This is a genomic window from Pseudodesulfovibrio indicus (assembly GCF_001563225.1).
Lineage (GTDB): Bacteria > Desulfobacterota > Desulfovibrionia > Desulfovibrionales > Desulfovibrionaceae > Pseudodesulfovibrio > Pseudodesulfovibrio indicus.
The window spans coordinates 1,144,873-1,170,825 of sequence record NZ_CP014206.1 but is presented as its reverse complement, the minus strand read 5'-3'; the positions used below and the strand labels follow the sequence as shown (position 1 = coordinate 1,170,825).

The window sequence follows — 25,953 nt, the reverse complement described above, 5'->3', positions numbered from 1 at the left end:
AGGCGTATTGTCCGCACTGCCGGGCGTCCCTGAACCATAGAGATCATGCGAACCATACCGGCGCTCATCCTCCTGATCCTGCTCCTGCCCCTGGCCTGCCCGGCGGCGGAGGACCCGCCTTTTCCCTTTGACGACCCTTACAAGGCCACGGTCCTCGGCACCCCGCCCGAGCTGCGCTACCACTTCAAATCCCCGGTGCGGCCCGACACCCTGGCCGTCCGCATCCAGGACCGCAACGTGCCGGAGCTGTTCGAATACAGCCGGGACATGTTCTTCACCACGGCCATGCAGTCCGGCCCGGCCCCGCTGCTGTTCCTCATCGCTGGCACCGGCGCGGAGCACAACTCCGCCAAGATGGCCTTCCTGACCCAGGTATTTCACGAGGCAGGCTTCCACGTGGCCGCCCTGTCCTCGCCCACGCACATGAACTTCGTGGTCAGCGCCTCGGCCCACGGCGTGCCGGGCTACGTGCCCTACGACGTGGAGGACCTCGACCGGGCCATGCGCTGGGTGCGCAGGGAGCTGGCCGGAAACCACAAGATCACCGGCTACTCCGTGGCCGGATACAGCTTGGGCGCGCTGCACGCCGCCTTCCTGGCCGAATGGGACACCCGCAAGCACGATTTCGATTTCGACCGGGTGCTGATGATCAATCCGCCCGTCTCCCTGTACAGCTCCGTGACCAAGCTGGACTCCTGGCTGACCGCCGAAAACCTGGGCAAGTCAACGGTCCACCAGAAGATCGAGGAGTTCATCGACCGCCTCTCCGAATACTACCTCAAGGCGGACGTCACCGACCTGGACGACGACTTCATGTACGACATGATCATCAACGTGGACTTTCAGGACCAGGACCTCAAGACGCTCATCGGCGCGGCCTTCCGGGTCTCCTCCTCGTCCATGATCTTCACCTCGGACGTGCTGCTGCAGGCCGAGTACCTGGTCCCGCCCCAGGACTATCCGCTCAAGACGTCCACCCCGCTCCTGCCATACGCCCAGCAGGCCTTCGGCATCAGCTTCGAGGACTACCTGGACGAATACCTGCTGCCCTTCGTGCAGTACCGTGAACCGTCCATGGACCGGGCCACCCTGCTCCGCAACTCCAGCCTGGAATGCATCCGGCCCTTCCTCGCGTCCTCGGACAAGGTCTCCGTGGTGGGCAACCGGGACGACGTCATCCTCCGGCCCGACGACCTGCGTTTCCTCGACGAGGTTTTCGGCGACCGCGCGCACCTCTTCGAGCACGGCGGCCATTGCGGCAACCTCATGTACCCGCCCTTTGTCCGGGCCATGATCGCGGGGGTAAAGCCTTGAGCCGCGCCGCCCCGCTCCTGCTCCTGTTCCTGCTCCTGGCCCTTTCGGCCTGCGGCCCCAAGGTCGTGGACGTGGTCGATCCCCAGGCCGATCTCCAACCCACCGGGTTCAAGGCCAAGGCGCACCACTGGCCCGACCCCGACTCCGAGGCCCTGCGCTTCCTGGTCATCGACGACCCGTGGGAAGGGGTCAACCGCAACCTGTACGAGGTCAACGCGACCCTGGACAAGTACGTCATGCTCCCGGCGACCAACGTCTACACCACCGTGCTGCCCCAGCCGGTGCGCAAGGGTATTTCCAACGTCTACGGCAACCTCAACGAGATGCCGACGGCCCTGAATTCCATACTCCAGGGGCGACTGGAAAAGGCGTTCATCTCCTTCTCGCGGTTCTTGATCAACTCCTCCTTCGGCGTTCTGGGGCTCATGGATCTGGCCTCGGACAATGAAAAACTGCCGCGCCAGAGCGAGGACGTGGGCCAGACCCTGGGCTACTGGGGGGTCGAGCCCGGTCCGTACTTCGTCATGCCCCTGCTCGGCCCGTCCAACGTGCGCGACACCGTGGGCTTCGGCGGCGACATCGTGATCCTCTACCTGGAGGTCGAGATGATCTACCAGGCCGTGGGCATGGACGACAGCCGCCCCCTGGACCTGGCCGACCTGGTCCTGCGCGGCCTGAACCTGCGCGCCAACAACCAATTCCGCTACCACTCCACGGGCTCGCCCTTCGAGTACGAGATGGTCCGCTTCATCTACACCAAGAAGCGCGAGCTGGACATCGAACGCTGATCCGCCCTCGCGCCGGACGCAGAAAGGCCCGCCCCCGTCAGGGGGCGGGCCTTTCTGTTATGCAGTGACGCCGTTGGCCGCCCGCGGCGGCTAGGCGGAGGTCTCGACGGCGGTCTTGCCGGAGAACACGTACTTGACCATGAAGGCCGCGAAGACCACGGCCGCGCCGATGAGGCCGATGACCACCGAGGTGTCGTAGGACAGCCCGAAGCCGATGGTCGCGTTGCTGATGAAGGTCACGCAGACCGCGGTCATGAAGGTGGCCGGGATGGTGGCGATCCAGTGCAGCTTGCCGCGCTGGGCCAGGTAGGCGGCGGAGGCCCACAGGACCAGGGCGCTCAGGCACTGGTTGGAGAAGCCGAAGTAGCGCCAGATGGTCGAGAAGTTCTGGGTGGAGATGACGTAGCCGATGACGAACAGCGGGATGGAGATCATCAGCCGCTTGGACACCGCGTTCTGCTTCACCTTGAAGGTCTCGGCCACGATCAGGCGGGTGGACCGGAAGGCGGTGTCGCCGCTGGTGATGGGCAGGATGATGACCGCCAGGATGGCCAGGCCGCCGCCGATGGTGCCCAGCAGGGAGTGGGAGATCTCGGCGACCACGGCGGACGGGGAGCCCGCGTTGATGACCGCGGACAGGGCCTCGGGATTGTCGTAGAAGGAGATGCCCAGCGCGCACCAGATGAGCCCGATGATGCCCTCGATGATCATGGAGCCGTAGAACACGGCGCGGCCCTGACGCTCGTTCTCGACGCAGCGGGCCATGAGCGGGGATTGGGTGGAGTGGAAGCCGGAGATGGCGCTGCAGGATATGGTGATGAACAGCAGGGGCCAGATGGGCTTGTCCGCCGGGTGCATGTTGGCGAAGGAGAGGTTCGGCAGGACCTGGTGGCCGGAGAACATGAGCGCCACGAACAGGGCGGTGGTCATGGCCAGGAGCAGGAAACCGAGCGCCGGGTAGATGCGGCCGATGATCTTGTCGATGGGCAGGATGGTGGCCAGGAAGTAGTAACCGAAGATGGCGGCCACGAACAGGCCGGTGCTGATGCCGGTCAACCCGGTGAGCAGCTTGGCCGGAGACAGGACGAACACTACGCCCACGAGCATCAGCAGGATGAAGGAGAACAGGCGCATGACCTGGCGGGCGGGCATGCCCAGGTATTCACCGACCACTTCCGGGATGGACGCGCCCTTGTTGCGCACCGAGAGCATGCCGGAGAAGTAGTCGTGCACCGCGCCGCCGAAGATGCAGCCGATGACGATCCAGATCATGGCCACCGGGCCGTAGAGCGCGCCCAGGATGGGGCCGAAGATGGGGCCGATGCCCGCGATGTCGAGCACCTGGATGAAGATCAGTTTCCACTTGGGCATGACCATGTAGTCGATGCCGTCGGCCATGGCCACGGCCGGGGTGACGCGGTTCTCGTCGGAACCGAAGACGCGGTCCACGAACGTTCCGTAGACGAAGTACCCGGCGATGAGCAGGGCGATGCAACCGAAGAAGAAGAGCATGTTGTCGATACCTCCAAAAAAGTTCCCGCACATTGCGGTTGGCTTCTTGTAGGAGGTTCCGGGGATTCGGCGCGACGGTTTCCGGCTGAAACGACCTATCGGACGACTGAACGGACCGATCCGCGGCCCGGAGGGGTCAGGCCCGTTTGGGGACCCGGAAGCGGATGGTCGTCCCTTCTCCCGGCGTGCTGCAGACCGACGGGCTGAACTGGCGGCCGTAGATGTGCTCCAGGCGGCTCAGGCAGTTGCGCATGCCGATGCCGCCCGTAACCGAGTCCGCGCATTCGCCGGACAGGACCCGGTCCAGGGTCTCCCGGTCCATGCCCACGCCGTCGTCGGCCACGCTGATCTCCAGGCAGCCGTCCTCCCGGCGGGCGCGCAGGCTGACCGTGCCGCCCCGCTCCCGGCCGAGCACGCCGTGGCGGATGGCGTTCTCCACCAGCGGCTGAATGATCAGCGGCGGGATGGGCCAGGTCTCGCACCCGTCCTCGATGTCCGAGTCCACCCGAATCCGCTCGCCGAACCGCGCCTGCTCGATGGCCAGGTAGGAGCGCACCTGCTCCAGCTCCTCGCTCAGGGGGATGAACCCCCGGCTGAGGTCGAGGTTGCGGCGCATGTACAGGGAAAGGTCCATGAGCAGTTCGCGGGCGCGCTCGGAATTGGTCCGGCAGAACGAGGTGATGGTGTTCAGGGAGTTGAACAGGAAATGCGGGTTGATCTGGGCGTGCAACCGGCGGATCTCGGCGTGGGCCAGCATCTGCTCCTTGATCTGGATGTCCTCCAGCTCCACCTGGGTGGAGAAGAGGTTGGCCAGCCCGTTGGCCACCTCGAAGAGCGTGGCGCTCAGCGGGAGCTTGCGGCTGCCGTAGAACTTGAGGGTGCCCACGATCTCGTCGTTCTTCTTCAGCGGCACGATGATGGCCGAGGTCATGGGGCAATCCGCCTGGTTGCAGCCGATGGCCTCTGAGCTGTGCAGGAAGGTCGGCTCGCCGGTCTCGATGACCTCGCGGGTGGCGCTGGTGCGGATGGCCCGGCCGGGCAGGTGGTGGTCCGACCCCGCGCCCACGTGCGCCAGCACGTCCCGGGTGTCGGTGATGGCCACGGCGGCCACGCCCACGCGGGAGTGGATGATCTCGGCGGTGGCCGCGGCGGTCTCCAGGGAGAGCCCCATGCGCAGGTAGCTGACCGCCATGTTGGCGATGTCCAGGATGATCTGGGCGTGCAGGGAGTCGCGCCGGTCGCGGTCGCGGGAGAAGAGGTTGATGACCTCCACGAACAGGGCCGCGCCGAAGGCGTTCACCAGGATCATGGGCGGGGCGATGATCTCCACCAGGGCCATGGCGTCCGCAAAGGGCCGGGACATCAGCAGGACCAGCCCCATGTGCATGGACTCGCCCGCCAGGGCCAGGAGCGAACCGGTGCGCCAGTTCATGGCCCGGTCGCCCATGCGCAGGGCCACCAGCCCGGCAACCAGCCCCTCGATGGCCGTGGCGATGCCGCAGGGATAGGCGCTGAACCCGTTGAGGTCCATGAGGATGCGGTGCGCCCCGGCGATGAAGCCCGCGCCGATGCCGACCACCGGGCCGCCGAACAGCCCACCGGTGATGACCACCATGGCCCGCAGGTTGGCCACGGAGTCGAAGACCGCGTTGCCGGTGTAGGTGCCGAGGATGCCGAGCACGCCGAAGAGCACCGTGACCAGGCCGGTGCGCAGGCGCGAATCCCCGGTGGTGAAGTGCATGCGCTGCACGGGCATGATGGTCATGAACAGGAAGACCAGGCCGACCATGAGGCCGAACCGCTCGGCCAGGGTCAGGATGATTTGATAGGTATTCACCGCGCGCCCCCTAGAGTTCCATGGCGTCGCGGAAGGCCCGGACGCGCCCCTTGCTGACCGCGACCTCGGTTTCGGCCCCGTCGTTCATGGTCAGCACGTACTTGCCGTTGAACCACGGCGCGTAGGTCCGGACCAGGGCCAGGTTGACCAGCTGCGAGCGGTTGGCCCGGAAGAAGGGGAATCCCTCCAGCCGCTCCTCCAGGCGGTCCAGGGTCAGGTCGCACGAGCAGGGATAGACCTGGCCGCGCGTGACCGCGTGGACCCGCCGGTTCTCGTAGTTGAAATAGGCGATCTCGCGGGGGTTGAGGAGGATGTTGCGCCCGCCGTGCTCCACGCTGATGCGCGTCACCCCCGGCTTGAGCCCGGCCCCGGCCAAGAGCCTGCGCAGCATCTCGCCCGCATCGTTCCCGTCGTCCGCGCCGGCCCGCTTGCGCACGCGGTCCAGGCTGGCGGCCAGCCGCCTGGGGTCCACGGGTTTGAGGATGTAGTCCACCGCGTTCTCCTCGAAGGCGCGGATGGCGTATTCGTCGAAGGCGGTGACGAACACGACCAGGGGCTGGGGCTCCAGCTCCATGATCTCCCCGAGCACGGAAAAGCCGTCGCGGCCCGGCATCTGGATGTCCAGAAAGACCAGGTCCGGGCGTTTGGCCGCGATGGTCCGCGCGGCCTCGGCGGCACTGGCCGCCGTGCCGACCACGTCCACGTCGGGGTGGGCGGAGAGCAGGTAGTTCAGCTCGTCCAGGGCGGGCGGTTCGTCGTCCACGAGTATGGTGCGTATGGTCCCGTTCATAATAATTCCTATCAGCAGGCTCTGCCCTGTTAAGGCATCCGGCCGGGCTTGGCAAGGACGGGCAAGGTGACCGCCTCCCCGCTTTCGGGCCGGCTTGCCCCCCTGCCGAAACCGGGCCCGGGCGCACCGAACACCGGTCGGGCCGGACGCCGGACAAAAAAAAGCCGCTCCGGAGAGCGGCTTTTTTTGTCCGGTAATCCGGCTCTAGTGGAACATGGTCCCGATGCGGTTGAACCGGATATCGGTGAGCGAGCCCCAGGACCAGTAGATGACCAGGGCCTTGCCCACGATCTTCTGGCGCTTGACCGGTCCCCACCAGCGGGAGTCGTAGGACCCCTCGCGGTTGTCGCCCATGACGAAGTACTGGCCTTCGGGGACGACCACGGGGCCGAAGTTGTCGCGCACCGGCAGGGTGTCCGACTTGGTGTGCAGGACGTACGGCTCGTCCAGGGGCTGGCCGTTGATGTAGACCACCTTGTTGCGCACCTCCAGGGTGTCGCCGGGCAGGCCGATGACCCGCTTGATGAAGTCCTTGGTCTCGTCCTCCGGGAACTTGAAGACGATGATGTCGCCCCGCTTGGGGTCGCCGGTCTTCATCAGCACCTTGCCGTCGGTGGTGTCCAGCCAGAGGGTGGACGGCAGCCGGACGTCGTAGGCGAACTTGGAGACCAGCAGGTGGTCGCCGATCTGGAGGGTGTCGAGCATGGAGCCGGACGGGATCTTGAATGCCTGGACCACGAAGGCGCGGATGACGAAGGCCAGGAGAAGGGCCACCACCACGGCTTCGAGGGTGTCGCGAAACGATTTCAGAGAGCTTTGAGTCATGGGATTCCTTATGGGATGGCCGACTAATCCTCGTCGGCTTTCAATACTGACAGGAACGCCTCCTGGGGAATCTCCACGTTGCCCATGCGGCGCATGCGCTTCTTTCCCTCTTTCTGCTTTTCCAGCAGCTTGCGTTTCCGGGAGATGTCGCCGCCGTAACACTTGGCGGTGACGTCCTTGCGGAAGGGGGCGTTACGTTCCTTGGCAACGATCTTGTTGCCGATGGCGGCCTGGATGACCACCTCGAACATCTGGCGCGGTATGCTGCGCTTGAGTTTCAGCGCGAGCGAGCGGCCGATGCGGGCGGAGTTCTCGCGATGGACGATGCACGAGAAGGCGTCCACGGGGTCGCCGTTGATCAGGATGTCCAGCCGCACAAGGTCCGCCTCGCGGTAGTCGATGACCTCGTAGTCCAGCGAGGCATAGCCCTTGGTGGAGGACTTCAGTTTGTCGAAGAAGTCGTACATGACCTCGGCGAAGGGCATCTCGTAGGTGATGACCACGCGGGTGGAAGTGATGTAGGCGATGTTCTTCTGGATGCCCCGCTTCTCCTCGCACAGGGCGAGGACAGCGCCCACGTACTCGTTGGGCACGTGGACCTCCAGCCGGACGAACGGCTCGCGGATGGCCTTGATGCGGGTCGGGTCCGGGAGCTTGGACGGGTTGTCGATGATCAGGTCCTCGTCGGTCACGGTCAGGACCTTGTAGATGACCGACGGGGCCGTGGTGATCAGCCGCGCCTCGAACTCGCGTTCGAGCCGCTCCTGGATGATCTCGATGTGCAGCAACCCGAGGAAGCCGCAGCGGAAGCCGAAGCCGAGCGCCTGGGAGGTCTCGGGCTCGTAGGTGAAGGCCGCGTCGTTGAGCTGGAGCTTTTCGAGCGCCTGCTTGAGGGTCTCGTACTCGCTCGGCTCCACCGGGTAGAGCCCGGAGAAGACCATGGGCTTAACCGGCTTGAAGCCGGGGTACGGCTTGTTCACCGGGCGGTCCGCCAGGGTGATGGTGTCGCCCACGGGCGCGTCGCCCAGTTCCTTCATGGAGGCGCACAGGAAGCCGACCTCGCCGGGGCCCATCTCCTTGATGTCCACGGCCTCGGGCATGAACGCGCCGAGCCGGGTGACCTCGAACTTCTTGCCGCTCGAATAGATCATGATCCGCTGGCCCTTCTTCAGGGTGCCATCGATGATCCGGAACAGGACCACCACGCCCTGGTACGAGTCGTACCAGGAGTCGAAGATCAACGCCTTGAGCGGGGCGTCCGGGTCGCCCTGGGGCGCGGGCAGCAGGTTGATGACCGCGTCCAGGACCTCCTGGACGTTCAGCCCGGTCTTGGCCGAGACCATGATCGGGTGCGAGCAGTCCAGGCCGATGACGTCCTCGATCTCGCGGCTGATGCGCTCGGGCTCGGCGCTGGGCAGATCGATCTTGTTCAGCACCGGGATGACCTCAAGGTTGTTGTCCAGCGCCAGGTACACGTTGGCCAGGGTCTGGGCCTCCACGCCCTGGGTGGAATCCACCACCAGCAGCGCGCCCTCGCAGGCGGCCAGGGACCGCGAGACCTCGTAGGAGAAGTCCACGTGGCCGGGCGTGTCGATGAGGTTCAGGATGTATTTCTTCCCGTCGTGGTCGGTGTACGGAATGCGCACGGTCTGGGCCTTGATGGTGATGCCGCGCTCGCGCTCCAGCTCCATCTTGTCCAGGTATTGGTCCTTCTTCTCGCGGTCGCCGACCATGCCGGTGAGTTCGAGAATGCGGTCCGCCAACGTGGACTTGCCGTGGTCGATGTGGGCGATGATGCTGAAATTGCGTATTTTATCGATCTTGCTCATGATTTCCATTCTAAGATGAATTTTCCGCCGGGCAGGGCACAAGACCCCGTCCTCCGGGCATCGGAATGGTCTTGTAAGGCATTTACCCCCGTCTGTCCAATATATATGGGCCGGGGAAATCAGATGTCCACGGAGAACGGGTTCAGGAACTGGCGGCCCCAGAGCGCGGCGCGGTCCACGGGGGACAGCCCGGCCTGGTCGCAGACCGCGTCCCAGTTGTCGCGGATGGCGGCTTCCGTGGCCTCCATGATCCGCCGGGCCTCGTCCGGGGGCAGGAGGTAGTCCGGGGCCGCCGCAAGGCAGGTGGACAACCGGCTCAGGTTGTCCTCGCCCTTGATGCGCATGCCCTGGGACGCCTCATTGCCCGTGCGCCCCTGGGGGCAGACGTCGTAGGCCGGGGTCAGGACCGGGGCCTGCCCGTCCCAGAAGGCCGCGTGGTTGCGGGCATGGTCGTCCGTGTTGCCGCACAGGACGTTGAAGACCAGCCGGGTGAACAGCTCGCGCAGGGTCTCGCAGGGGGAGGCGAACCGGTGGCGGACCACCTCGGCCAGCCGTTCGTAGCTGGCGTAGCGCGCCACGGTCTCGTCCAGGCCGAGCAGGGTCAGGGCCGAGACCATGGATTTCCGCAGCCAGCCGCCTTCGGCCCGCTCCCGGTCGAACCGCCGGACCAGCAGCACGTCGCGCCCGGCGGCGCGCTCCAGACGGACCTCGGCGGCGTCGATCCCGGCCAGCGCGGCCAGCCGCATGGCCACGAACTCCGCCTTGACCACGTTGTACACGTCCGTGCTCGACGAAAACTTGGCCACGAACTTTTCGGCCCCGTCCTCGATGAGCGCCTTGGGCCGGGCCCCGCCGATGGAGCTGCCGTGGAACAGCGCCTGGTCCAGGGCGGGCGACAGGGGCACGCCCCGCTCCACCCGCCGGGCCGACTCCAGCAGCTCCTCCAGAGTGGCGGACTGGCCGCCGCGCGGTACGTACTCCGTGGGCGAGCGCTGGAAATCGAGCGCACCGACGCGGTCCGAGCCGGACTCCAGGAGATAGGTCAGCTCATCCAGGTCGCCGGTGTCCGCGCCCGCGCCCCTGGCGCCGAGCAGCCGGTTCAGGATGACCCGCCGCCCCCAGGCGTCGGGCGCGGCGTCGCGGATGCACCCCGGCATGTTCAGCCCTCGGGGCAGGGGCAGGGCCCCGCGCCGCAGGGGCAGCTCCGGCTCGTAGAGCGGGATGGCCCCCTCGTCGCGGTCGGCCATGTCCAGATAGGAACGCCCGTAGTTGAAACGGACCAGCACGCCGTCCCGTTCGAGCTTTCCGGCGACCACCGGCTCCACCCGGCCCGGCAGCCAGATCCAGACGTACGCGCCGGTCTCTCCGCCCCTAGAAGTCATCGTCCACCTCGCCCCGCTTCACGCGGACGGCCTTGGGCAGCAGCCGCAGCTTGTCCTCCACGTGGCGCAGGTGCTTGGCCAGCCCGGCCCGGTCCGGCTCGAAGAGCTGCACGCCCACCAGGGTCGCCGCCTCGAAGACCGCCCCCACCTGGCAGCGCGGGTCGCCGGTCTCGATGCGCTGCATGGTCCAGCGGGACACCCCCACCCGGTCAGCCAGCTCCTGCACGGTCCAGCCGCGCTCCTTGCGCCCCTCGCGGATCAGGCCGCCGAGCAGCCTCACCGCCTCCTGGGCGTATTGGGAATAGGTCAATACGGAACGCTTGGCCAAAGGACGCCTCCTCTCATTTGGGGCATTAAATGCACACGAAATAGCTTGATGGTGAATATATACACCATTCTTTGAGGTGAGACAAGTACCCGGCACAAAAAAAAGCCGCCCCCGGGGGAGCGGCTCTATCCGACGGTAAACGAAATTACTTGAGCAGCGATTCCAGGCGGTCGGTGATGTATTGCTGGATCTCGGCGACCTTGGCCTCGGACACGGCGGTCACGGTCTTGGCCTTTTCGGCGATGGCCTCCTCGTCGAGGTCGGACATCATGCCGATGGTGAACTCGTCCACCTCTTCGTCGTCCGGGACCACGCCGCAGCCGCCCACGGCGCCCACGACCTCGCCCTTGACCACCACCGGGACGCTGACCCGGAGCATGCCGCCGTCGCAGTATTCGGCGAACGGCTCGCCCTTTTTCATCAGTTGGGTGAACATCTGCCCGGCCGGGGCGCAGATGGCCCCGAACCCCTTGGCGTCGTCGCGGATGGCGCGGCACAGCTGGTTGCCCCAGGTGTTGCCGAGCAGCCGGCGGCCCTCGGCGTCCATAATGTCGGCGTTCAGGCCGAAGGTGTCGTGCAGGTCCTGCTGGAGCCGGGCCAGTTCCTCTTCCGCAATCATATCCTTGAGCGTCATGTCGATTCTTCCCTGTGAATAGCGTGGGTTGCCTCTAAAAGCCCCACCCGTTTACTCGGATTTTCCCTGGGGCGCAAGGCACGGACCGGTTCCGTTTTTTGGTTCCCACCTTCCGGAAAACCGGCTAGAAGGTGGGGCGGAGACACACCATGACCGACACCATCAAAGACAAGCTGCGCGCCATGACCTTCGGCGTGCCCTGGAATCTCGCCCTGCTCACCCTGGGCTCCTTTCTCATCGCCTTCTCGGTGAAGGCCATCGCCGTGCCGCACGGGCTTCTGACCGGCGGCATGTCCGGCATATCCCTGCTCTGCTATTACGCCTTCGGGGGCTTGAGCACCGGCCAATGGTACTTCGTGCTGAACCTGCCCGTGTTCATCCTCGGCTGGGTCTTCGTCAGCAAGCGGTTCTTCTTCTACTCGCTCTACGGCATGGTCATCTCGTCCATCTTCATCGACGTCATCCCCTACTCCCTGCACATGGACGACATCTGGCTGGCGGTCATCACCGGCGGCGGGATCATGGGCGCGGGCGTGGGCATCGCGCTCCGCTCGCTGGGCTCCACGGGCGGGTCCGACATCCTGGCCGTGATCTGCAAGGAAAAATTCAACATGTCCATGGGCGCCTTCGAGTTCTGGTTCAACATGCTCGGCTTCATCGGCGGCTTCGTCTACCTGGACATGCACATCGTCTTCTATTCCATCGCCATGACCTTCGTCATCGCCTTCGGCATCGAGTACGTGCTCGGCATGTTCTCGGAACGCATAATGGTCATGATCGTCTCCGACCACCACGCGGCCATCAACGCGGCCATCCTGACCGACCTCGACCGGGGCGTGACCATCATGGACGGCACCGGCGGCTACACCGGCGAGCCGCGCAAGGTGATCATGACCATGATCTCGTCCATGCAGCTCAAGGAGCTGGAGGAGCTGGTCTACACCATCGACCCGGACGCGTTCTTCATCATGGGCTCGGGCTTTCACGTCCAGGGCCAGGGCTTCTCGTCAAGGAAGGTGTACTGATGATCTTCACCCCCAAGAAGGAAACGGTCCCGCCGCGCACCATCGGGCTGATCACGGATTTCGGCCTGACCGACCCCTACGTGGGCCAGGTCAAGGCGGTGCTCGCGCGCAAGGCCCCGCACTGCCCGGTGGTGGACATCTCCCACGAGGTGGAGCCGTTCAACGTGGCCCAGGCCGGGTTTTTCCTGGCCGCCAGCTTCGAGCACTTCCCGGAGGACGCGGTCATCCTCTCCGTGGTGGACCCCGGCGTGGGCACCGACCGCCGCATCGCCTGCCTGGAGATCGAGAACCGGCTGCTCATCGCCCCGGACAACGGGCTGCTCACCCTGGCCCTGAACCGCTGCTGGTCCGACGTGCGCGCCTTTGACCTTTCCCGGGCCGTGGACGCGCCCAAGAAGGTCTCCCACACCTTCCACGGCCGCGACGTGTTCGCCCCGCTGGCCGCCTGGCTCGCCCTGGGCGGCAGGCCCGAATCCCTGGGCGCGGAGATCGACCCCGCCGGTCTGGTCTCGTGCACCTGGTCCGCGCCGGAGATCACCGACCGCCGGGCGCGCTGCCACGTCCTGCACATCGACCGGTTCGGCAACTGCGTGCTCAACCTGGAGCCGGGCAGCCTCGGCACCCCGCAGGGGCTGACCATGGAATCCCCGGCGGGCGGCCCCCTTGCCTACGCCGTGCGCTACGCCGACATGCCCGAGGGCGAACCCGGCCTGCTCGAAGGGAGCCAGGGGTTCCTGGAGATCGCCGTGAACCAGCGGTCCGCGGCCAAGCGGTTCGGCCTGTCCATGGGCGATGCCGTGGAACTGGCCTGGGAGGCGTAGCCCGCCATGCGCGAATTTCTCGACACCCTCGGCTTCCTGACCCGGCTGGCCCCGGCCCGCGTGATCCCGGAAGCCGCCATGAACCGCTGCATGCGATGGATGCCGCCCGCCGGGCTGGTCCTCGGCGCGGTGGTGGTCCTGCCCTTCGCCCTCGGCCTGTTCCGCTCCGCGCCGTGGGTCCAGGCGTGGCTCATGGTCGCGCTCTCCGTGTTCCTGACGCGCGGCCTGCACCTGGACGGGCTGGCCGACGTGGCCGACGCGGTCACCACCCACACCGACCCCGAGCGGTTCTGGCAGGTCATCAAGGACAGCCGGTCCGGCCCCTTCGGGGTCATCGGCCTGGCCCTGGCCCTCATGGGCGAGGTCATCCTGTTCCACGAGATGGCCGCGCGCGGCGCATTCCCGGCCATAGCCTGGACCTTTGTCCTGGGCCGCGCCGGAGCGGTCTGGCTCGGCTACCACGTCCGGCACCTAGTCCGCCCCGGCCTGGGCAAGCTCTACATCGACGGGGCCACCCTGGGCGTGGCCCTGGCCGCCGCCGTGTTCACCTTCGGTGCCGGGCTGTTCATGGCCGGGTTCCTGCCCACCGCGGCCGGAACCGCCATCGCCACCGCCGCGCTGCTCGGCCTGTACCGGCTGGCCGAAAAGGTCGGCGCGGCCAACGGCGACTTCCTGGGCTGCGCCGTGATCCTCGGCGAACTGGCCGGGGGTTTGGGGTTCGTCCTGGCCTCCTGATTCCCGGCGCACCACGCCGAATAAATCTTAACATTTCTTAATATTCAATGGCCGATACCTGGCCCATCCCTTGCTGCGCCCCGGGTTTGAGAGGCCCACGGCAATTATTGCCGGTTCATCAAACCCCAACCTAGGAGAGCAGCATGAGCATCTCTGCTATTTCCGGCTCGGATTCATTCGGGCTGGCGGAAATGATGCAGTCCCGCCGCAACAGCACGTCCGATCCCGGCGAGTTTGCCTCGTCCATCGTCGAGAAGGACGACCAGGACGGCGACGGGTTCCTCAGCCTGGCCGAAACGCGGCTGGATGAGGATCGGTTCAACAAGATCGACGCCGACAGCGACGGCCTCATCTCCACCGACGAGCTGAGCGCCGACGCCGAAGCGCGCATGGCCGAGGGGCCGCCGCCCATGCAGGGCATGGAAGGCATGGCCATGGGCGACTCCGGCGAGACTCAGTCGTCCTCCGGCTCGGGCGAAGAGTCCTCCTCCGAAGAGGAGTACGACGAACTCGACCTCAACAAGGACGGCGTGGTCAGCATGGACGAGTTGCTCCAGGCCTACCAGCAGGGCGACACCAGCTTGCAGTCCCTGTTCGACGGCCTGGGCGGAGGCAACACCTCCCTGGTCCAGCGCCTTGCCAACGAGGCCTATCTGGCCCAGTCAGCGGTCTAGCCAGCCCCTTTCACCGGCAGCATCTCCCTCATGGACGAGAGAGATGCGTGTCCGGCCTTGGCATCCCTCCTCCGAGCCGGTAGGATTGAAGCCTCAAACCGAAATCCCCGGAGGACTCCATGCCGCTCAAACGTATCCTGCCCCCCCTTGTGGCCCTGCTCCTGCTGCTTCCCGGCTGCGCGCCCAAGATCAAGATATTCGCCTCCCAGGCCACGGAACCGCTCAAGGAATACGTGGTGGACGGCAAGGGCGAGGGCAAGATCGCGCTGATCCACCTGCGCGGTTTCCTGACCACCCAGCCCAACCAGGGCATGCTTCGCTCCCAGCCCAGCCCGGTGCAGGAGCTGGTCAACGCCCTGAAGCTGGCCGAAGCCGACGACGAGGTGGGCGGCGTGGTCGTGGCCATCGACTCACCCGGCGGCACCGCCACCGCCTCGGACGTGCTCTACCACGAGTTGCTCGACTTCAAGACGCGCTCGGGCAAGAAGGTCGTGGCCGCCATGTTCGACGTGGCCGCGTCCGGCGGGTACTACGCGGCCCTGCCCGCGGACTGGATACTGGCTCACCCGACAACCATCACCGGGTCCGTGGGCGTGGTCTTCATGCGCCCCAAGCTGAGCGGGCTCATGGACAAGGTCGGCGTGGACGTGGAGGTCTCCAAGTCGGGCAAGGACAAGGACATGGGGTCCCCGTTCCGGCCCACCACCCCGGAGGAGGAGGCGCTCTTCCAGGGGATCATCGACGACCTGGCCGCCCGGTTCCACGAGTTGGTCATGGCGAACCGCAAGCTCACCGAGGAGAACATGGCCACGGTCAAGACCGCGCGGGTGTTTACCGCCAACCAGGCCAAGGCGATCGGACTCATCGACCAGATCGGGTATGTTCAGGACGCCTTTGCCAAGGCGCGGGAGCTTGCCGGGCTGGAGGAAGACGCCAAGGTCGTGACGTATCGGCGGGATTTGTATCCGGACGACAACCCGTACAACACGTTGGATTCGGCGGAGCCGTTCCGGCCCACGCTGCTCGGGGTTGATGCGAGGTATGTGATGCCGCCGAGTGCGGGGTTTTGTTATGTTTGGGTGAGGGGGGTCACGCGGTAGATTGGTTTTGTTTGTGTGTGGCGAAGGGTGCGGTCCGGTGAGGGGCGCACCCTTCTTTTTTGTTTGTGTGATGAAAAGAGGAGAGGAGTGAAGAGAAGAGAAGAGAAAGAGGAAGAAGAGGGGAGGAGAGCCGTCGCTGGCGCTCCTCCAAGTTTTTTTGGAGCCCTCCCGGCGGGGTTCTTTCTTTTTCCAAAGCAAAAAAGAAAGAACCAAAGAAAAATGCTTTGGGGGGGCATCCCCGCCCACAGTTTGGCCGCTGAGAATCCGATCCGCTCGGGGCGGCTCCATCTGATCAAAAGTAAAGTGCGAGTCTCCACGGGAACACCCCTTTTAAGGAATACCGAGGGGCCACGGGAGCGGAGCCGCCGCCCCTTCGCGGTCGGCTTCTAGGCGTCCAGAACAGGGCTCGCTCTCTGCGTCCTGACGGAACGCTGTGCGAAGGAAGAGGGCCTTTGAACGGGACTTCGGGGTAGGAGAGGCACTGTTTGAGGCTGCGCCTCAAAGACGTTCCAGGGGAGGGCTGTTGGGCGGGGTTGGGTGATGAGAGCCGCTGTTGGGGCTGCGCCCCAAGGCGCTCCAGGGGCGCTAAGGGCGGAGGTTTGGGGGTGACGGCTTTTTGAGGCTGCACCTCAAAGGTGCGAGAGAGGATGGTCTGGAGTTGAATCGGCCAGGGCGTGTTCCACCTCTTTCGCCGTCCCTCTCATGCGCGAAGAGCATTACCGCGCTCCTCCCTCTTCCTCTCATCCATAAAAAGAAATCCGTACACTCTCCCGTCAAATCCCAAACCTCTCCGCAACCTTCCTCTTCCTCACGCCCTCCCACGCTCGGACAATCCCTCGCCCGGAGAGCGGTCATTCGGAAACCGGGGCCTAGAGCCTGTTTCAAGCGCCGAAGCGAAGCCCGACTGAGTCTGCCCCGGCAGACATGCCGTCAGGGCAGCGAAAGGCGCTTACAGGCTCTTGGCCACTGTTTCCGCGCCGCCGCACCGCAAGCGCACTTTTTGCTTACTTTTTGGGGCGCAAGCCAAAAAGTAAGGCGCTGTAAAAGCGCAAAACGGTCTCCCGCAACAGGTAAAACCCCAGACGCGGACGCGCGGAAAAACCTCCCGCGCTCCTCCCTCTTCCTCTCATCCATAAAAAGAAATCCGTACACCCTCCCGCCAAATCCCCAACCTCCCCGCAACCCGCCTCTTCCACACGCCCTCCCACGCTCGGACAGTCCCGGCCCGAAGAGCGGTCATTCGGAAACCGGGGCCTAGAGCCTGTCTCAAGCGCCGAAGCGAAGCCCGACTGAGTCTGCCTCGGCAGACATGCCGTCAGGGCAGCGAAAGGCGCTTACAGGCTCTTGGCCACTGTTTCCGCGCCGCCGCACCGCAAGCGCACTTTTTGCTTACTTTTTGGGGCGCAAGCCAAAAAGTAAGGCGCTGTAAAAGCGCAAAACGACTTATCGCGACAGGGGTACACCAGACGCGGACGCGCGGACGCCATTACCGCGCTCCTCCCTCTTCCCTCTTCCCTCTTCACAGCAAAAGGCCGACACACGGCCAAACATCCAGCGAACAGGAGCCCTGACCGCGTATTGCAGGTGCCTAGGCTTTGTCGTAGGGTACGGGCTTCACTCGACCTCAAGGAGTTATTCACATGCAGCTTATTTCCGATCAGATCGCCGGGTACATGGAGCGGTCTTCCTGGATTCGCAAGATGTTCGAGGAGGGAATCGCCCTCAAGAAGCAATTCGGCGAGGACGCGGTCTGCGACTTCAGCCTGGGCAACCCCGACCTGCCGCCGCCCGCGGCCATCAAGGAGGGCCTGCTGGCCCTGGCCGAGGAGGCGGACAAACCGTTCTTCATGGGCTACATGCCCAACTTCGGCTATCCCGACGTGCGCGCCAAGCTGGCCGCCGAGGTCTCCAAGGAGCAGGGCGTGGCCGTGCCGCCCGAATCGCTGGTCATCACCTGCGGCGCGGCGGGCGCGCTGAACTCCTTCTTCCGCGCCGTGCTCCAGCCCGGCGACGAGGTCATCAGCCCGGCCCCGTTCTTCGTGGAATACACCTTCTACTGCGAGAACCACGGCGCCAAGCTGACCCTGGTCCCGGCCAAGCCCCTGACCTTCCAGCTCGACCTGGAGGCCATGGACAAGGCGATCACCGACAAGACCCGGGTTATCCTCATCAACTCGCCCAACAACCCGTCCGGCGCGGTCTACGACAAGGCATCGCTCGAAGGGCTGGCCGCCATCCTCGAAAAGCACAACAAGGGACGCGAACGGCCCATCTTCATCCTGGCCGACGAGCCGTACCGGTTCCTCGCCTACGACGGCGTGGAAGTGCCGAGCCTGCTGTCCATCTACAAATACTCCGTGGTCTGCTCGTCCTTCTCCAAAAACCTGTCCATGGCCGGCGAGCGCATCGGCTACGCCCTGGTCAACCCGGCCATGGAGGGCATGGCCGCCCTGGTGGGCGGCATCATCCTGGCCAACCGCATCCTCGGCTTCGTCAACGCGCCGGCCCTGGCCCAGAAACTGCTCGCCCGCGCCCTGGGCAGCGGCGTGGACGTGTCCATCTACGACCGCCGCCGCAAGGCCATGGCCGAAGTCCTGGACAACGCGGGGCTGGAATACACCATGCCCAAGGGCGCGTTCTACTTCTTCCCCAAGGCCCCGGGCGGCGACGACGTGGAATTCTGCGCCACCCTCCAGGAAGAGAAGATCCTGGCCGTGCCCGGCACCGGCTTCGGCTTCCCCGGCTTCTTCCGGCTCAGCTTCAGCGTGCCCGATGTCGTCATCACCCGCTCCAAGCCCGGCTTCGCCGTGGCCGCCGGGAAATACTAGCCCCCGCACAGACCAATAAAAAAGGGCCGCCATGAGGCGGCCCTTTTTTTATTGGTGGGGCGCGCGTGCCGCTAGAACTTTTCGAACTCGTCGTCCGCGGCTTCGAGAGCCGGGGGCTGTCGCCGGACCACGGTCTTGCTGATGCGCACGTCGCCTTGTCCCTGGCGCAGCTTGAAGTAGCCGATCATCTGCTGCAGCTGGACGGCCTGTCCGGACAGCTCCTCGGAGGTGGAGGAGGTTTCCTCGGACGCTGCCGCGTTCTGCTGGATGACGCGGTCGAGTTCCATGGTGGCGGTGTTGATGTCGCTGGCTCCGGTGTTCTGCTCCTGGGTGGAAGCGGTGATCTCACGGATCAGGTCGGCGGTCCGCTGGATGTCTGGCACGAGCTTTTCGAGCATCTTCCCGGCCTTGTCGGCCACGGCCATGGAAGAGGAGGACAGGGTGCTGATCTCGCTGGCGGCTATGCCGGATCGTTCGGCCAGCTTGCGCACTTCGGCGGCGACCACGGCGAACCCCTTGCCGTGCTCGCCGGCGCGGGCCGCTTCGATGGCGGCATTCAGGGCCAGGAGGTTGGTCTGGCGGGCGATCTCCTCGATGATGGAGATCTTCTCGGCGATGTCGCCCATGGCGGACACGGCCTCGGCCACGGCCTCGCCGCCTTCCTGGGCGTCCTCGGCGGCCTGGGAGGCCAGGGCCTCGGTTTCACGGGCATTGGAGGCGGTGGCGTCGATGGAGGAGGTCATCTGCTCGATGGCGCTGGACAGCCGCTCGACGCCCGAGGCCTGCTGGGTCGCGCCCTGGGCCAGGGCCTGGGCCGTGGCCGAAAGTTCCTCGGCGCCGGAGGCCACGTTCTCGCTGCCGGACTGGATGTTCTCGACCACCTCGTGAAGGCTCTCGACCATGGTCTCGAAGGAGTCGCGTAGCCGCGCCAGTTCGCCGCTGAAACTGCCGGAAAAGTCAACGGACAGATCGCCCCTGCTGACCTTCTCGGACTTCTCCACGATGATGCCGAGCGGCTTGGAGACCAGCTTGCGGATGATGTAGTAGACCAGGCCGAGGATGACGAGCAGGGCAAGGGTACCCACGATGATCAGCTGGTTCTGGAGCCGGGTCGCCTCGGTCAGGTAGTCGGACCGTTCGGCGGTCAGGGCCACTATCCAGCCGGTGGACCTGACCTGGCTGAAGGCCATGTACTTGACCTCGCCGTTCCAGTCATACTCGATGAAGCCGTTCTTATCCTTAATGCCTGTCTGGATGAAATGGTACTTGCTCAGGTCCTGAAAAATAAGCTTCTGGTCAGGGTGGGCCAGGATCTTGCCGGAATGGTCGAACATGAAACAGTAGCCGTTGGCACCGACCTTGATGGGTGCGAGGAAATCGCTGAAGGCCTCGCCCTGAATGGACATGCCCACGTAACCGACGGTCCTGCCTTCGCTCTTCACCGCCCGGACAAAGGCGATACGCGGCTTGTTGGTGGCCGGGGAGAGGGTGATCTCGGAGATGTACGATTCCTTCCCGTCCTTCATGATGGCCGTATAGTAGGGGCGGGAGCTGTAGTCCTGGCCCCGTCCGCCCTCGTTGGTGGTGACCACGCTGATGCCCTTGGCGTCGTGGACAAAGAGCGATTCCAGCATGGGGTCCTGGGCCTTGGCACGCTTGAGCCAGGCGGTGGCGGTTTCCCAGTCGCCACCGTTGGCGGCATCAATCACGGCTTGGGAAGTGGCCGCCAAGCCGAGAAAGGTCTTCTGGTCATCGACCCAGCCGTCCAGGGTGGCCGTCACGGTCCGGGCGTTCTGCCCCAGGGTGTCGCCCACCGTGGACAGGGTCAGGGCCTTGGTGCCGATGGACACGGATACAAGAAAAAAGATCACCAGAGCCACCATGAAAAAGGCGAGTACCGCCACCAGCCGTTGACCTATACCGATATTCTTAAGCTGCATGATCCGCTCCTTGATTGCGGGTTTATAAGACATTCATATAGCTGAATCATCATTTTATGCCATTGCAAATTTACATTTATGCCGAGTATATAAAACAAACGGATTCCCGGCCTCCCTGTGTTCGCTCACGAGGACCAAATATTTGGACCATCCGCCGGTTTTTTCCGCGCGAGTCAAAATTATTGAACCCCTCTTCCTTCGGCGTCCTTCGGCCCACATCTCTTCAAAAACCGTCAACAGGTTGTAATGAATTGATAAAACCTATTTAACACGACCGTAACATACTTTGGCACGACTTCTGCTTAATTGAAAGTATCTTCCTTCTTTTTGCACCGAGAAAATACGGCCCCCTCTTGGGGGCCTTTCTCGTTTCTGCGCCCTTGCAAAAAATCGGAGGGACCCCCTCCCGGGAGGGTGCCTATTCCGACTATCTCTGGTAGGAAAGCCCACATGCGCACCTCCCGGTTTCACACACTGTCTCAGACCGCGCTGTGGGCGGCTTTGGGCTTCCTCCTGCTCCTGCCCGGCCAGGCGCGGGCCAAGGAATTGCGGGTTCTGGCCGAGCTGACCGCGCGCTCCGCACGCATCGAAAACGGCAACCTCACAGGCTGGGCCGTGGAAATCGTGCAGGAGATCATGGACCGGTCCGGCATCCACGCGGAGATCGAACCCACGCCGTGGGCGCGGGGCTACTCTGTCGCCCTGGCGAGGCCCGACGTGGCCCTGTTCCCCACCACCCGGACCAAGGAGCGCGACGCCCTGTTCCACTGGGTGGGGCCGATCTTCCGCGTGCAGTGGAGTTTCATGGCCCGCAAGGGATCGGGCATCGTCATCCGCAGCCTGGACGACGCGCGCCAGGTCCGGGCCATAGGCACCTATATCAACGACGCCCGCGACCGGTTCCTGGAGGACCACGGCTTCACCAACCTGGAACGGTCCGCCAGCGAAGACAGCATCTACCGCAAGCTGGAGTACGGGAGGCTGGACCTCATCGTGGGCAGCAACACCGGATTGGCGGGCATTGCCGAGACGGCCGGGGTGGACCCGGAGAATTTCGTGGAGGTCTTCCCGCTCAAGGAGGTGGACCTCTACATCGCCCTGTCGCACGCCACCGCGCCCGAGACCGTGACCGCCTGGCAGAAGGCGTTCGAGGGGATGAGGGCGGACGGGACGTTCAAGCGGATCATCCAGCGCTGGTTCCCCGGCCTGAAGCCGCCCACGGACACGCGCTGTCCCTGGCTCGGCAACAACCGATAGACGCAAAAAGGCCGGCCCCGGAAATCCGGGACCGGCCTTTCTCTTGCCGCGCCGTCGCGAACTATTTTTCGTACACCGCACCGCGCGAGGCCGAGGTGACCAGCTTGGCGTAGCGCCGCAGGAAGGGCGACGAGACCTCCTTGACCAGGGGCTTGTGGTCCTTCTTGCGGGCCTCGAGCTCGGCGTCGTCCACCAGCAGGTTGATCTTGCGGGCCGGGATGTCGATCTCGATGCGGTCGCCCTCGCGGATCAACCCCACCGGGCCGCCCGCAGCGGCCTCGGGCGAGACATGGCCGATGGCCGCGCCGCGCGTGCCGCCGGAGAACCGGCCGTCGGTGATCAGCGCCACGGACTCGCCCAGCCCCATGCCGGAAATGGCCGAGGTCGGGGTCAGCATCTCGCGCATGCCGGGGCCGCCCTTGGGACCTTCGTACAGGATGACCACCACGTCGCCGGGCTTGATCTCGTTGCCCAGAATGGCGGCCACGCCCTCCTCCTCGCTGTTGAACACCCGCGCCGTGCCGGTGTTCCGCATCATCTCCGGGGCCACTGCGGACTGCTTCACGCAACATCCTTCCGGCGCGATGTTGCCGTACAGGATGGCGATGCCGCCTTCCTCGGAGTACGGGTTGTCGATGGGCCGAACAATCTCGTGATTGGTCACGCGGGCGTTCATTTCCTTCAGGTTCTCGCCCAGCGTCTTGCCGGTCACGGTCATGACGTCCAGGTTGAGCAGGTCGCGCTTGGCCAGCTCGGACATGACGCCGGGGATGCCTCCGGCCTCCTCCAGCTCCTCCATGTAGTGCGGCCCGGCCGGGGCGAGCTTGCAGAGGTTCGGGGTCTTCATGCTGACCTCGTTGAACATGTGCAGCGAAAGATCCAGACCGGCCTCGGCGAACAGCGCGGGCAGGTGCAGGGTGGTATTGGTGGAGCAGCCGAGCGCCATGTCCATGGTCACCGCGTTGTGCACCGACTTCTCGGTGACGATGTCGCGCGGGCGGATGTTCCGCTCCAGCATCTCCATGACCTGCATGCCCGCCTTCTTGGCCAGCCGGATGCGGGCGGACATGACCGCCGGGATGGTGCCGTTGCCGGGCAGGGCCAGGCCGATGGATTCGGAAAGACAGTTCATGGAGTTGGCCGTGAACATGCCCGAGCACGAACCGCAGGTGGGACAGGCGCCCGCCGTGTATTCCTCCAGCTCCTCCTCGGTCATCTTGCCCGCGCGGACCTTGCCCACGCCCTCGAACACGGTGATCAGGTCCGAGGTCCGCTTGTGCCCGGCCAGCATGGGGCCGCCGGAGACGATCACCGCCGGAATGTTCAGCCGCAGCATGGCCATGAGCATGCCGGGCACGATCTTGTCGCAGTTGGGAATGCAGACCAGGGCGTCGAAGGGATGCGCCGTGGCCATGATCTCCACGGAATCGGCGATGATCTCGCGGCTGGGCAGGGACATCTTCATGCCCTCGTGGTTCATGGCCAGCCCGTCGCACACGCCGATGGCCGGAAACTCCAGCGGAGTGCCCCCCGCCATGCGGATGCCCGCCTTCACGGCCTCGGCAATGGTGTCCAGGTGAACATGACCGGGGATAATCTCGTTCTGGGCGTTGCATACGCCGATCAGCGGCCTGTCCATCTCCTCCTTGGACAACCCGCTCGCATACAACAGCGAACGGTGCGGGGCCTTCTCCAATCCACCAGTCATCTTCTTGCTACGCATCAGGATACCTCTCGGTTAAAGAAAAATCGGATGCACAGTTCACTACCGATCAGGCCGGGCTGTCAACTTTTTTGAGGAAGATGCCTCCGGCGGCCGGGGGAAGGGGAGAGGGAAACCTTTTGGAAAAGGTTTCCCTCTCCCCTTCCCCCGGACCCCCATCCCCTCTCCCTTCCAAAACTTTTTATCGCCGCCTTCGGCGGAAGGCATGTATAGGGCCGAACTATTTCAGGAGGCCCCCAACATCTCGACCGAACCCCCTTATCTCCTGCTTGAGTGCGCCGTCCGAGGGATTTTCGCCAGCGCTATTCGCGGCGATGTCGATGACGGACTCGAACTCTTCCTTGCTCAGCACCCCTTTGTCGTTGAGTACATAAAACAGCCCGGCAATGACGAGTGTGGCGGTATGAGTGCTCCTCATACTGAGTTCAACGAGGTGGTGCAGCTGGTTCAGATCGTGGCCCATGGCGAATCTCCTGTTATCGAATTTCAAACGCAATACGTATAACCGATTCAACCTCTTTTATCCGGTCATCCCTCCCCTGTCACCACCCGCCCCCGCACGCACCCGAGCGAAGCGAGCGACAAAAAGCTTTGAAGGGGGAGTCCAGAGGGGGAAACTTTCTCGAAAGTTTCCCCCTCTGGCCGCCGGAGGCATTCCCAAAAAAAGCCCCCGCCGGGCGAAACGGCGGGGGCTTGGGTTTTAGGAGGAGAGGGTTGAGGGTGTCGTGCGGACGTCTACCGGCCCGCGGCGAAGGTGCTGCGGGGGAAGGTCCGGGTGGCCTTGCTCAGTGCGGACGAGTTTTCCGGCACGACCATTTCGGCGTTGGTATCGCCGATGTGTTCGCGGTAGGCGATGATGTCCTGGACGGTGCACATGGCCATCTGGTGCTTGATGGCGAAGGCCACGATCTCGTGGAGCTTGGCCATGGTGCCGTCCGGGTTGGTCAGTTCGCAGAGCACGCCGCAGGGGGCCAGTCCGGCCAGCCGGGTGAGGTCCACGGTGGCCTCGGTGTGGCCGCCGCGCTCCAGCACGCCGCCGGGGCGGGCGCAAAGCGGAAACACGTGGCCGGGCTTGTGCAGGTCGGTCGGCTTGGCTCCAGGAGCCGCAGCCGCCTTGATCGTGGTCACGCGGTCGGCGGCGGACACGCCGGTGGTCACGCCCTCGGCCGCCTCGATGGAGACGGTGAACGCGGTACCGTACCGGCTGGAATTGTCCTCGACCATCATGGGCAGGTCGAGCTGGCGGGCTTTTTCCTCGGTCATGCAGAGGCAGACGATGCCGCTGCATTCCCGGATGAGCATGGCCATTTGGTCTTTGGTCAGCGTTTCGGCGGCAAAGATCAGGTCGCCTTCGTTTTCGCGGTCGGCGTTGTCCGTGACCAGGACGCCGCCCCCTTTGCGAAGGGACTTGAGCGCTTTCTCGACCCGCGAGATAGGGCCACCGAACTGTTTGAGGATAGGCTGATCCATCATGAATCTCCTTTAGAAGAGTATGAATGAATCAGGGCGCGTAGACAGGCAGACGGACGCAAGAGCGCCGTCGCGGCAGGCGTCGGCCGAGGCGAAGTACGCCCGGCGACGGATGCGGGACTGCCTTATTCTCTTTCATCCGGACTGTTACCGTCGGCCCCGGAATCGCACCGGGTCTGCTTGACCCCCTCCACCCGGAGGGGCGCTCGCGGGCTCTCTGGCGAACCAGATCACCGCCGGTGGGGACTTCCACCCCGCCCTGAGAACAAGTGGTGCGAACGTAAATGTAACGTCTTCGGTCGTCAACTCTTTTTGGTGCGCCGGCTGGGGATAGCGGGCCGTCTGCGAATTTTCGAGGGGGTGGTTGATCCTCACGTACCGGGTGTACGCTGCGGTCAAACACCCCCTCGGGAAATCCACATCCGACCCACTCTTCCCAGCCTCCCTCCGTTTGAGAGCCGCTGTCGGTTGGCGTGGCCAACCGAGGCGCTCCAAGTATGGGCAGAAAACGAGTTGGGCCTCCCGACTCTCTGAGCGACTCGGATGTCACCGACATCCGACAGCGGGTTGCCGCACGACTTACCCAACGAGAGCCCGTGCCGTACCGAGGCTTTTGAGAGTTGGTCAGGCGTGCATTTTCTTCCGGGGGGCTTTCACCGCAGCGTAGTCGACCTACGTGAGGATGAAAGCCCCCGGAAAAAATGTGCGAATGGCCAGCTATCGGAAGCCGCCGCCCACCCCCCTTGCCCCTGTCTGGAAATCGGTGTACTGCTCTCGCCATGCATGAAATGTCTATCGTAGAGTCCATCCTCGGCATCCTGCGCGAAGAGATGGTCAAGCATGAAGGCCACAAGCTCAAGAAGGTGACCCTGAAAAACGGCCGTCTGGCCGGGGTGGTCACCGAAGCCCTGCAATTCGCCTGGGAAGCGCTCATTCCCGGCGGGGAGTTCGACGGCGCGGAGCTGGAAGTGATCGAAGTGCCGGTGAAGGTGGCGTGTGGCGAGTGCGGCGAGGTGTTCAGCCCCGAGCACAACCGGTGCATGCCCTGTCCCAAATGCGACGCCCTCCTGGGGCACCAGGTCCTGGAAGGCAAGGAACTGCTCATAGCCTCCATCGAAGTGGACGACCAGCAGTAAATTCA

The 25,953-nt window shown here is 64.6% G+C and carries 22 protein-coding genes and 1 riboswitch; of the genes, 10 read left to right on the top strand and 12 right to left on the bottom strand.

Annotated features, from left to right (window positions below; translation table 11 throughout):
• Window positions 1-45 precede the first annotated feature (45 nt).
• Together AWY79_RS05445 and AWY79_RS05440 are read left to right on the top strand one after the other, a co-directional pair.
• Complete coding sequence (locus AWY79_RS05445; protein WP_066801338.1) at window positions 46-1,314, top strand: alpha/beta fold hydrolase; 1,269 nt, start codon at window positions 46-48, stop codon at window positions 1,312-1,314.
• A complete protein-coding gene (locus AWY79_RS05440) occupies window positions 1,311-2,102 on the top strand; it encodes an MlaA family lipoprotein (RefSeq protein WP_066801336.1) in 792 nt (263 codons plus the stop codon). Before AWY79_RS05445 ends, AWY79_RS05440 begins: the two co-directional genes overlap by 4 nt.
• A gap of 90 nt (window positions 2,103-2,192) precedes the next feature.
• Here the strand turns inward: AWY79_RS05440 and AWY79_RS05435 are convergent, their stop codons facing one another.
• The 8 genes from AWY79_RS05435 to AWY79_RS05400 form a co-directional block, all read right to left on the bottom strand.
• Complete coding sequence (locus tag AWY79_RS05435) at window positions 2,193-3,614, bottom strand: carbon starvation CstA family protein (RefSeq protein WP_066807018.1); 1,422 nt, start codon at window positions 3,612-3,614, stop codon at window positions 2,193-2,195.
• 136 nt (window positions 3,615-3,750) lie between these two features.
• Complete coding sequence (locus tag AWY79_RS05430) at window positions 3,751-5,451, bottom strand: LytS/YhcK type 5TM receptor domain-containing protein (RefSeq protein WP_066801334.1); 1,701 nt, start codon at window positions 5,449-5,451, stop codon at window positions 3,751-3,753.
• A 10-nt stretch (window positions 5,452-5,461) separates the two neighbouring features.
• Entirely contained in the window at window positions 5,462-6,241 is a 780-nt protein-coding gene (locus AWY79_RS05425; protein WP_066801331.1) for a LytR/AlgR family response regulator transcription factor, read from the bottom strand.
• Between the two features lie 204 nt (window positions 6,242-6,445).
• Window positions 6,446-7,066: a signal peptidase I gene (gene lepB, locus AWY79_RS05420; protein ID WP_066801328.1), complete on the bottom strand. Its 621-nt coding sequence runs from the start codon at window positions 7,064-7,066 to the stop codon at window positions 6,446-6,448.
• 23 nt (window positions 7,067-7,089) lie between these two features.
• On the bottom strand, window positions 7,090-8,895 hold the full coding sequence (gene lepA / locus AWY79_RS05415; RefSeq protein ID WP_066807016.1) for a translation elongation factor 4: 1,806 nt from the start codon (window positions 8,893-8,895) through the stop codon (window positions 7,090-7,092).
• A gap of 119 nt (window positions 8,896-9,014) precedes the next feature.
• On the bottom strand, window positions 9,015-10,277 hold the full coding sequence (locus AWY79_RS05410; protein ID WP_066801325.1) for a type II toxin-antitoxin system HipA family toxin: 1,263 nt from the start codon (window positions 10,275-10,277) through the stop codon (window positions 9,015-9,017).
• Entirely contained in the window at window positions 10,267-10,605 is a 339-nt protein-coding gene (locus AWY79_RS05405) for a helix-turn-helix transcriptional regulator (RefSeq protein WP_066801322.1), read from the bottom strand. The genes AWY79_RS05410 and AWY79_RS05405 overlap by 11 nt, the downstream gene beginning before the upstream one ends.
• A 145-nt stretch (window positions 10,606-10,750) precedes the next feature.
• Entirely contained in the window at window positions 10,751-11,239 is a 489-nt protein-coding gene (locus AWY79_RS05400; RefSeq protein ID WP_066801319.1) for a PocR ligand-binding domain-containing protein, read from the bottom strand.
• A 149-nt stretch (window positions 11,240-11,388) separates the two neighbouring features.
• Here AWY79_RS05400 and AWY79_RS05395 point away from each other — a divergent pair, with 149 nt between their 5' ends.
• The 6 genes from AWY79_RS05395 to AWY79_RS05370 all read left to right on the top strand — a co-directional run bounded on the left by AWY79_RS05395 (window position 11,389) and on the right by AWY79_RS05370 (window position 18,422).
• Window positions 11,389-12,264 carry a YitT family protein gene (locus AWY79_RS05395; protein ID WP_066801316.1) on the top strand — a complete coding sequence of 292 codons (876 nt, stop codon included), beginning with the start codon at window positions 11,389-11,391 and terminating at the stop codon, window positions 12,262-12,264.
• Entirely contained in the window at window positions 12,264-13,085 is an 822-nt protein-coding gene (locus AWY79_RS05390) for an SAM hydrolase/SAM-dependent halogenase family protein (protein WP_066801313.1), read from the top strand. The genes AWY79_RS05395 and AWY79_RS05390 overlap by 1 nt, the downstream gene beginning before the upstream one ends.
• Before the next feature lie 6 nt (window positions 13,086-13,091).
• Complete coding sequence (locus AWY79_RS05385) at window positions 13,092-13,820, top strand: adenosylcobinamide-GDP ribazoletransferase (protein WP_066801310.1); 729 nt, start codon at window positions 13,092-13,094, stop codon at window positions 13,818-13,820.
• A gap of 143 nt (window positions 13,821-13,963) precedes the next feature.
• A complete protein-coding gene (locus tag AWY79_RS05380) occupies window positions 13,964-14,494 on the top strand; it encodes an EF-hand domain-containing protein (protein ID WP_066801307.1) in 531 nt (176 codons plus the stop codon).
• Between the two features lie 119 nt (window positions 14,495-14,613).
• Window positions 14,614-15,594, top strand: a complete 981-nt coding sequence (gene sppA / locus AWY79_RS05375) for a signal peptide peptidase SppA (protein WP_066801304.1) — start codon at window positions 14,614-14,616, stop codon at window positions 15,592-15,594.
• Between the two features lie 1,640 nt (window positions 15,595-17,234).
• The gene (locus AWY79_RS05370) at window positions 17,235-18,422 is read left to right on the top strand and encodes a pyridoxal phosphate-dependent aminotransferase (RefSeq protein ID WP_066801301.1); all 1,188 of its coding nucleotides are present in this window, start codon (window positions 17,235-17,237) and stop codon (window positions 18,420-18,422) included.
• Window positions 18,423-18,493: 71 nt separating this feature from the next.
• Here the strand turns inward: AWY79_RS05370 and AWY79_RS05365 are convergent, their stop codons facing one another.
• Window positions 18,494-20,362: a methyl-accepting chemotaxis protein gene (locus tag AWY79_RS05365; protein ID WP_066801298.1), complete on the bottom strand. Its 1,869-nt coding sequence runs from the start codon at window positions 20,360-20,362 to the stop codon at window positions 18,494-18,496.
• Between the two features lie 450 nt (window positions 20,363-20,812).
• Here AWY79_RS05365 and AWY79_RS05360 point away from each other — a divergent pair, with 450 nt between their 5' ends.
• Entirely contained in the window at window positions 20,813-21,619 is an 807-nt protein-coding gene (locus AWY79_RS05360) for a substrate-binding periplasmic protein (protein ID WP_066801295.1), read from the top strand.
• Between the two features lie 61 nt (window positions 21,620-21,680).
• Here the strand turns inward: AWY79_RS05360 and ilvD are convergent, their stop codons facing one another.
• The 3 genes from ilvD to ribB form a co-directional block, all read right to left on the bottom strand.
• Window positions 21,681-23,342, bottom strand: coding sequence for a dihydroxy-acid dehydratase (gene ilvD / locus AWY79_RS05355; RefSeq protein ID WP_066801292.1), 1,662 nt, complete (start codon window positions 23,340-23,342; stop codon window positions 21,681-21,683).
• Window positions 23,343-23,562: 220 nt separating this feature from the next.
• On the bottom strand, window positions 23,563-23,805 hold the full coding sequence (locus tag AWY79_RS05350; protein ID WP_066801290.1) for a hypothetical protein: 243 nt from the start codon (window positions 23,803-23,805) through the stop codon (window positions 23,563-23,565).
• A 272-nt stretch (window positions 23,806-24,077) separates the two neighbouring features.
• Window positions 24,078-24,812: a 3,4-dihydroxy-2-butanone-4-phosphate synthase gene (gene ribB / locus AWY79_RS05345; protein ID WP_066807014.1), complete on the bottom strand. Its 735-nt coding sequence runs from the start codon at window positions 24,810-24,812 to the stop codon at window positions 24,078-24,080.
• A gap of 123 nt (window positions 24,813-24,935) precedes the next feature.
• Window positions 24,936-25,083, bottom strand: a riboswitch (FMN riboswitch).
• A gap of 517 nt (window positions 25,084-25,600) precedes the next feature.
• On the opposite strand from ribB, the gene AWY79_RS05340 reads away from it, so the two are divergent.
• The gene (locus AWY79_RS05340; RefSeq protein ID WP_078063624.1) at window positions 25,601-25,948 is read left to right on the top strand and encodes a hydrogenase maturation nickel metallochaperone HypA; all 348 of its coding nucleotides are present in this window, start codon (window positions 25,601-25,603) and stop codon (window positions 25,946-25,948) included.
• Window positions 25,949-25,953 lie beyond the last annotated feature (5 nt).

What these genes read in the sequence shown, in the direction of transcription:
- AWY79_RS05360 (WP_066801295.1), top strand. Translation starts at nt 20,813, where the DNA reads ATGCGCACCTCCCGGTTTCACACACTGTCTCAGACCGCGCTGTGGGCG.
- AWY79_RS05380 (WP_066801307.1), top strand. Translation starts at nt 13,964, where the DNA reads ATGAGCATCTCTGCTATTTCCGGCTCGGATTCATTCGGGCTGGCGGAA.
- lepB (WP_066801328.1), bottom strand. Translation starts at nt 7,066, where the DNA reads ATGACTCAAAGCTCTCTGAAATCGTTTCGCGACACCCTCGAAGCCGTG.
- sppA (WP_066801304.1), top strand. Translation starts at nt 14,614, where the DNA reads ATGCCGCTCAAACGTATCCTGCCCCCCCTTGTGGCCCTGCTCCTGCTG.
- AWY79_RS05395 (WP_066801316.1), top strand. Translation starts at nt 11,389, where the DNA reads ATGACCGACACCATCAAAGACAAGCTGCGCGCCATGACCTTCGGCGTG.
- ribB (WP_066807014.1), bottom strand. Translation starts at nt 24,812, where the DNA reads ATGGATCAGCCTATCCTCAAACAGTTCGGTGGCCCTATCTCGCGGGTC.
- AWY79_RS05410 (WP_066801325.1), bottom strand. Translation starts at nt 10,277, where the DNA reads ATGACTTCTAGGGGCGGAGAGACCGGCGCGTACGTCTGGATCTGGCTG.
- AWY79_RS05340 (WP_078063624.1), top strand. Translation starts at nt 25,601, where the DNA reads ATGTCTATCGTAGAGTCCATCCTCGGCATCCTGCGCGAAGAGATGGTC.
- AWY79_RS05445 (WP_066801338.1), top strand. Translation starts at nt 46, where the DNA reads ATGCGAACCATACCGGCGCTCATCCTCCTGATCCTGCTCCTGCCCCTG.
- AWY79_RS05365 (WP_066801298.1), bottom strand. Translation starts at nt 20,362, where the DNA reads ATGCAGCTTAAGAATATCGGTATAGGTCAACGGCTGGTGGCGGTACTC.
- AWY79_RS05390 (WP_066801313.1), top strand. Translation starts at nt 12,264, where the DNA reads ATGATCTTCACCCCCAAGAAGGAAACGGTCCCGCCGCGCACCATCGGG.
- AWY79_RS05435 (WP_066807018.1), bottom strand. Translation starts at nt 3,614, where the DNA reads ATGCTCTTCTTCTTCGGTTGCATCGCCCTGCTCATCGCCGGGTACTTC.
- AWY79_RS05385 (WP_066801310.1), top strand. Translation starts at nt 13,092, where the DNA reads ATGCGCGAATTTCTCGACACCCTCGGCTTCCTGACCCGGCTGGCCCCG.
- AWY79_RS05425 (WP_066801331.1), bottom strand. Translation starts at nt 6,241, where the DNA reads ATGAACGGGACCATACGCACCATACTCGTGGACGACGAACCGCCCGCC.
- AWY79_RS05370 (WP_066801301.1), top strand. Translation starts at nt 17,235, where the DNA reads ATGCAGCTTATTTCCGATCAGATCGCCGGGTACATGGAGCGGTCTTCC.
- AWY79_RS05400 (WP_066801319.1), bottom strand. Translation starts at nt 11,239, where the DNA reads ATGACGCTCAAGGATATGATTGCGGAAGAGGAACTGGCCCGGCTCCAG.
- ilvD (WP_066801292.1), bottom strand. Translation starts at nt 23,342, where the DNA reads ATGCGTAGCAAGAAGATGACTGGTGGATTGGAGAAGGCCCCGCACCGT.
- lepA (WP_066807016.1), bottom strand. Translation starts at nt 8,895, where the DNA reads ATGAGCAAGATCGATAAAATACGCAATTTCAGCATCATCGCCCACATC.
- AWY79_RS05350 (WP_066801290.1), bottom strand. Translation starts at nt 23,805, where the DNA reads ATGGGCCACGATCTGAACCAGCTGCACCACCTCGTTGAACTCAGTATG.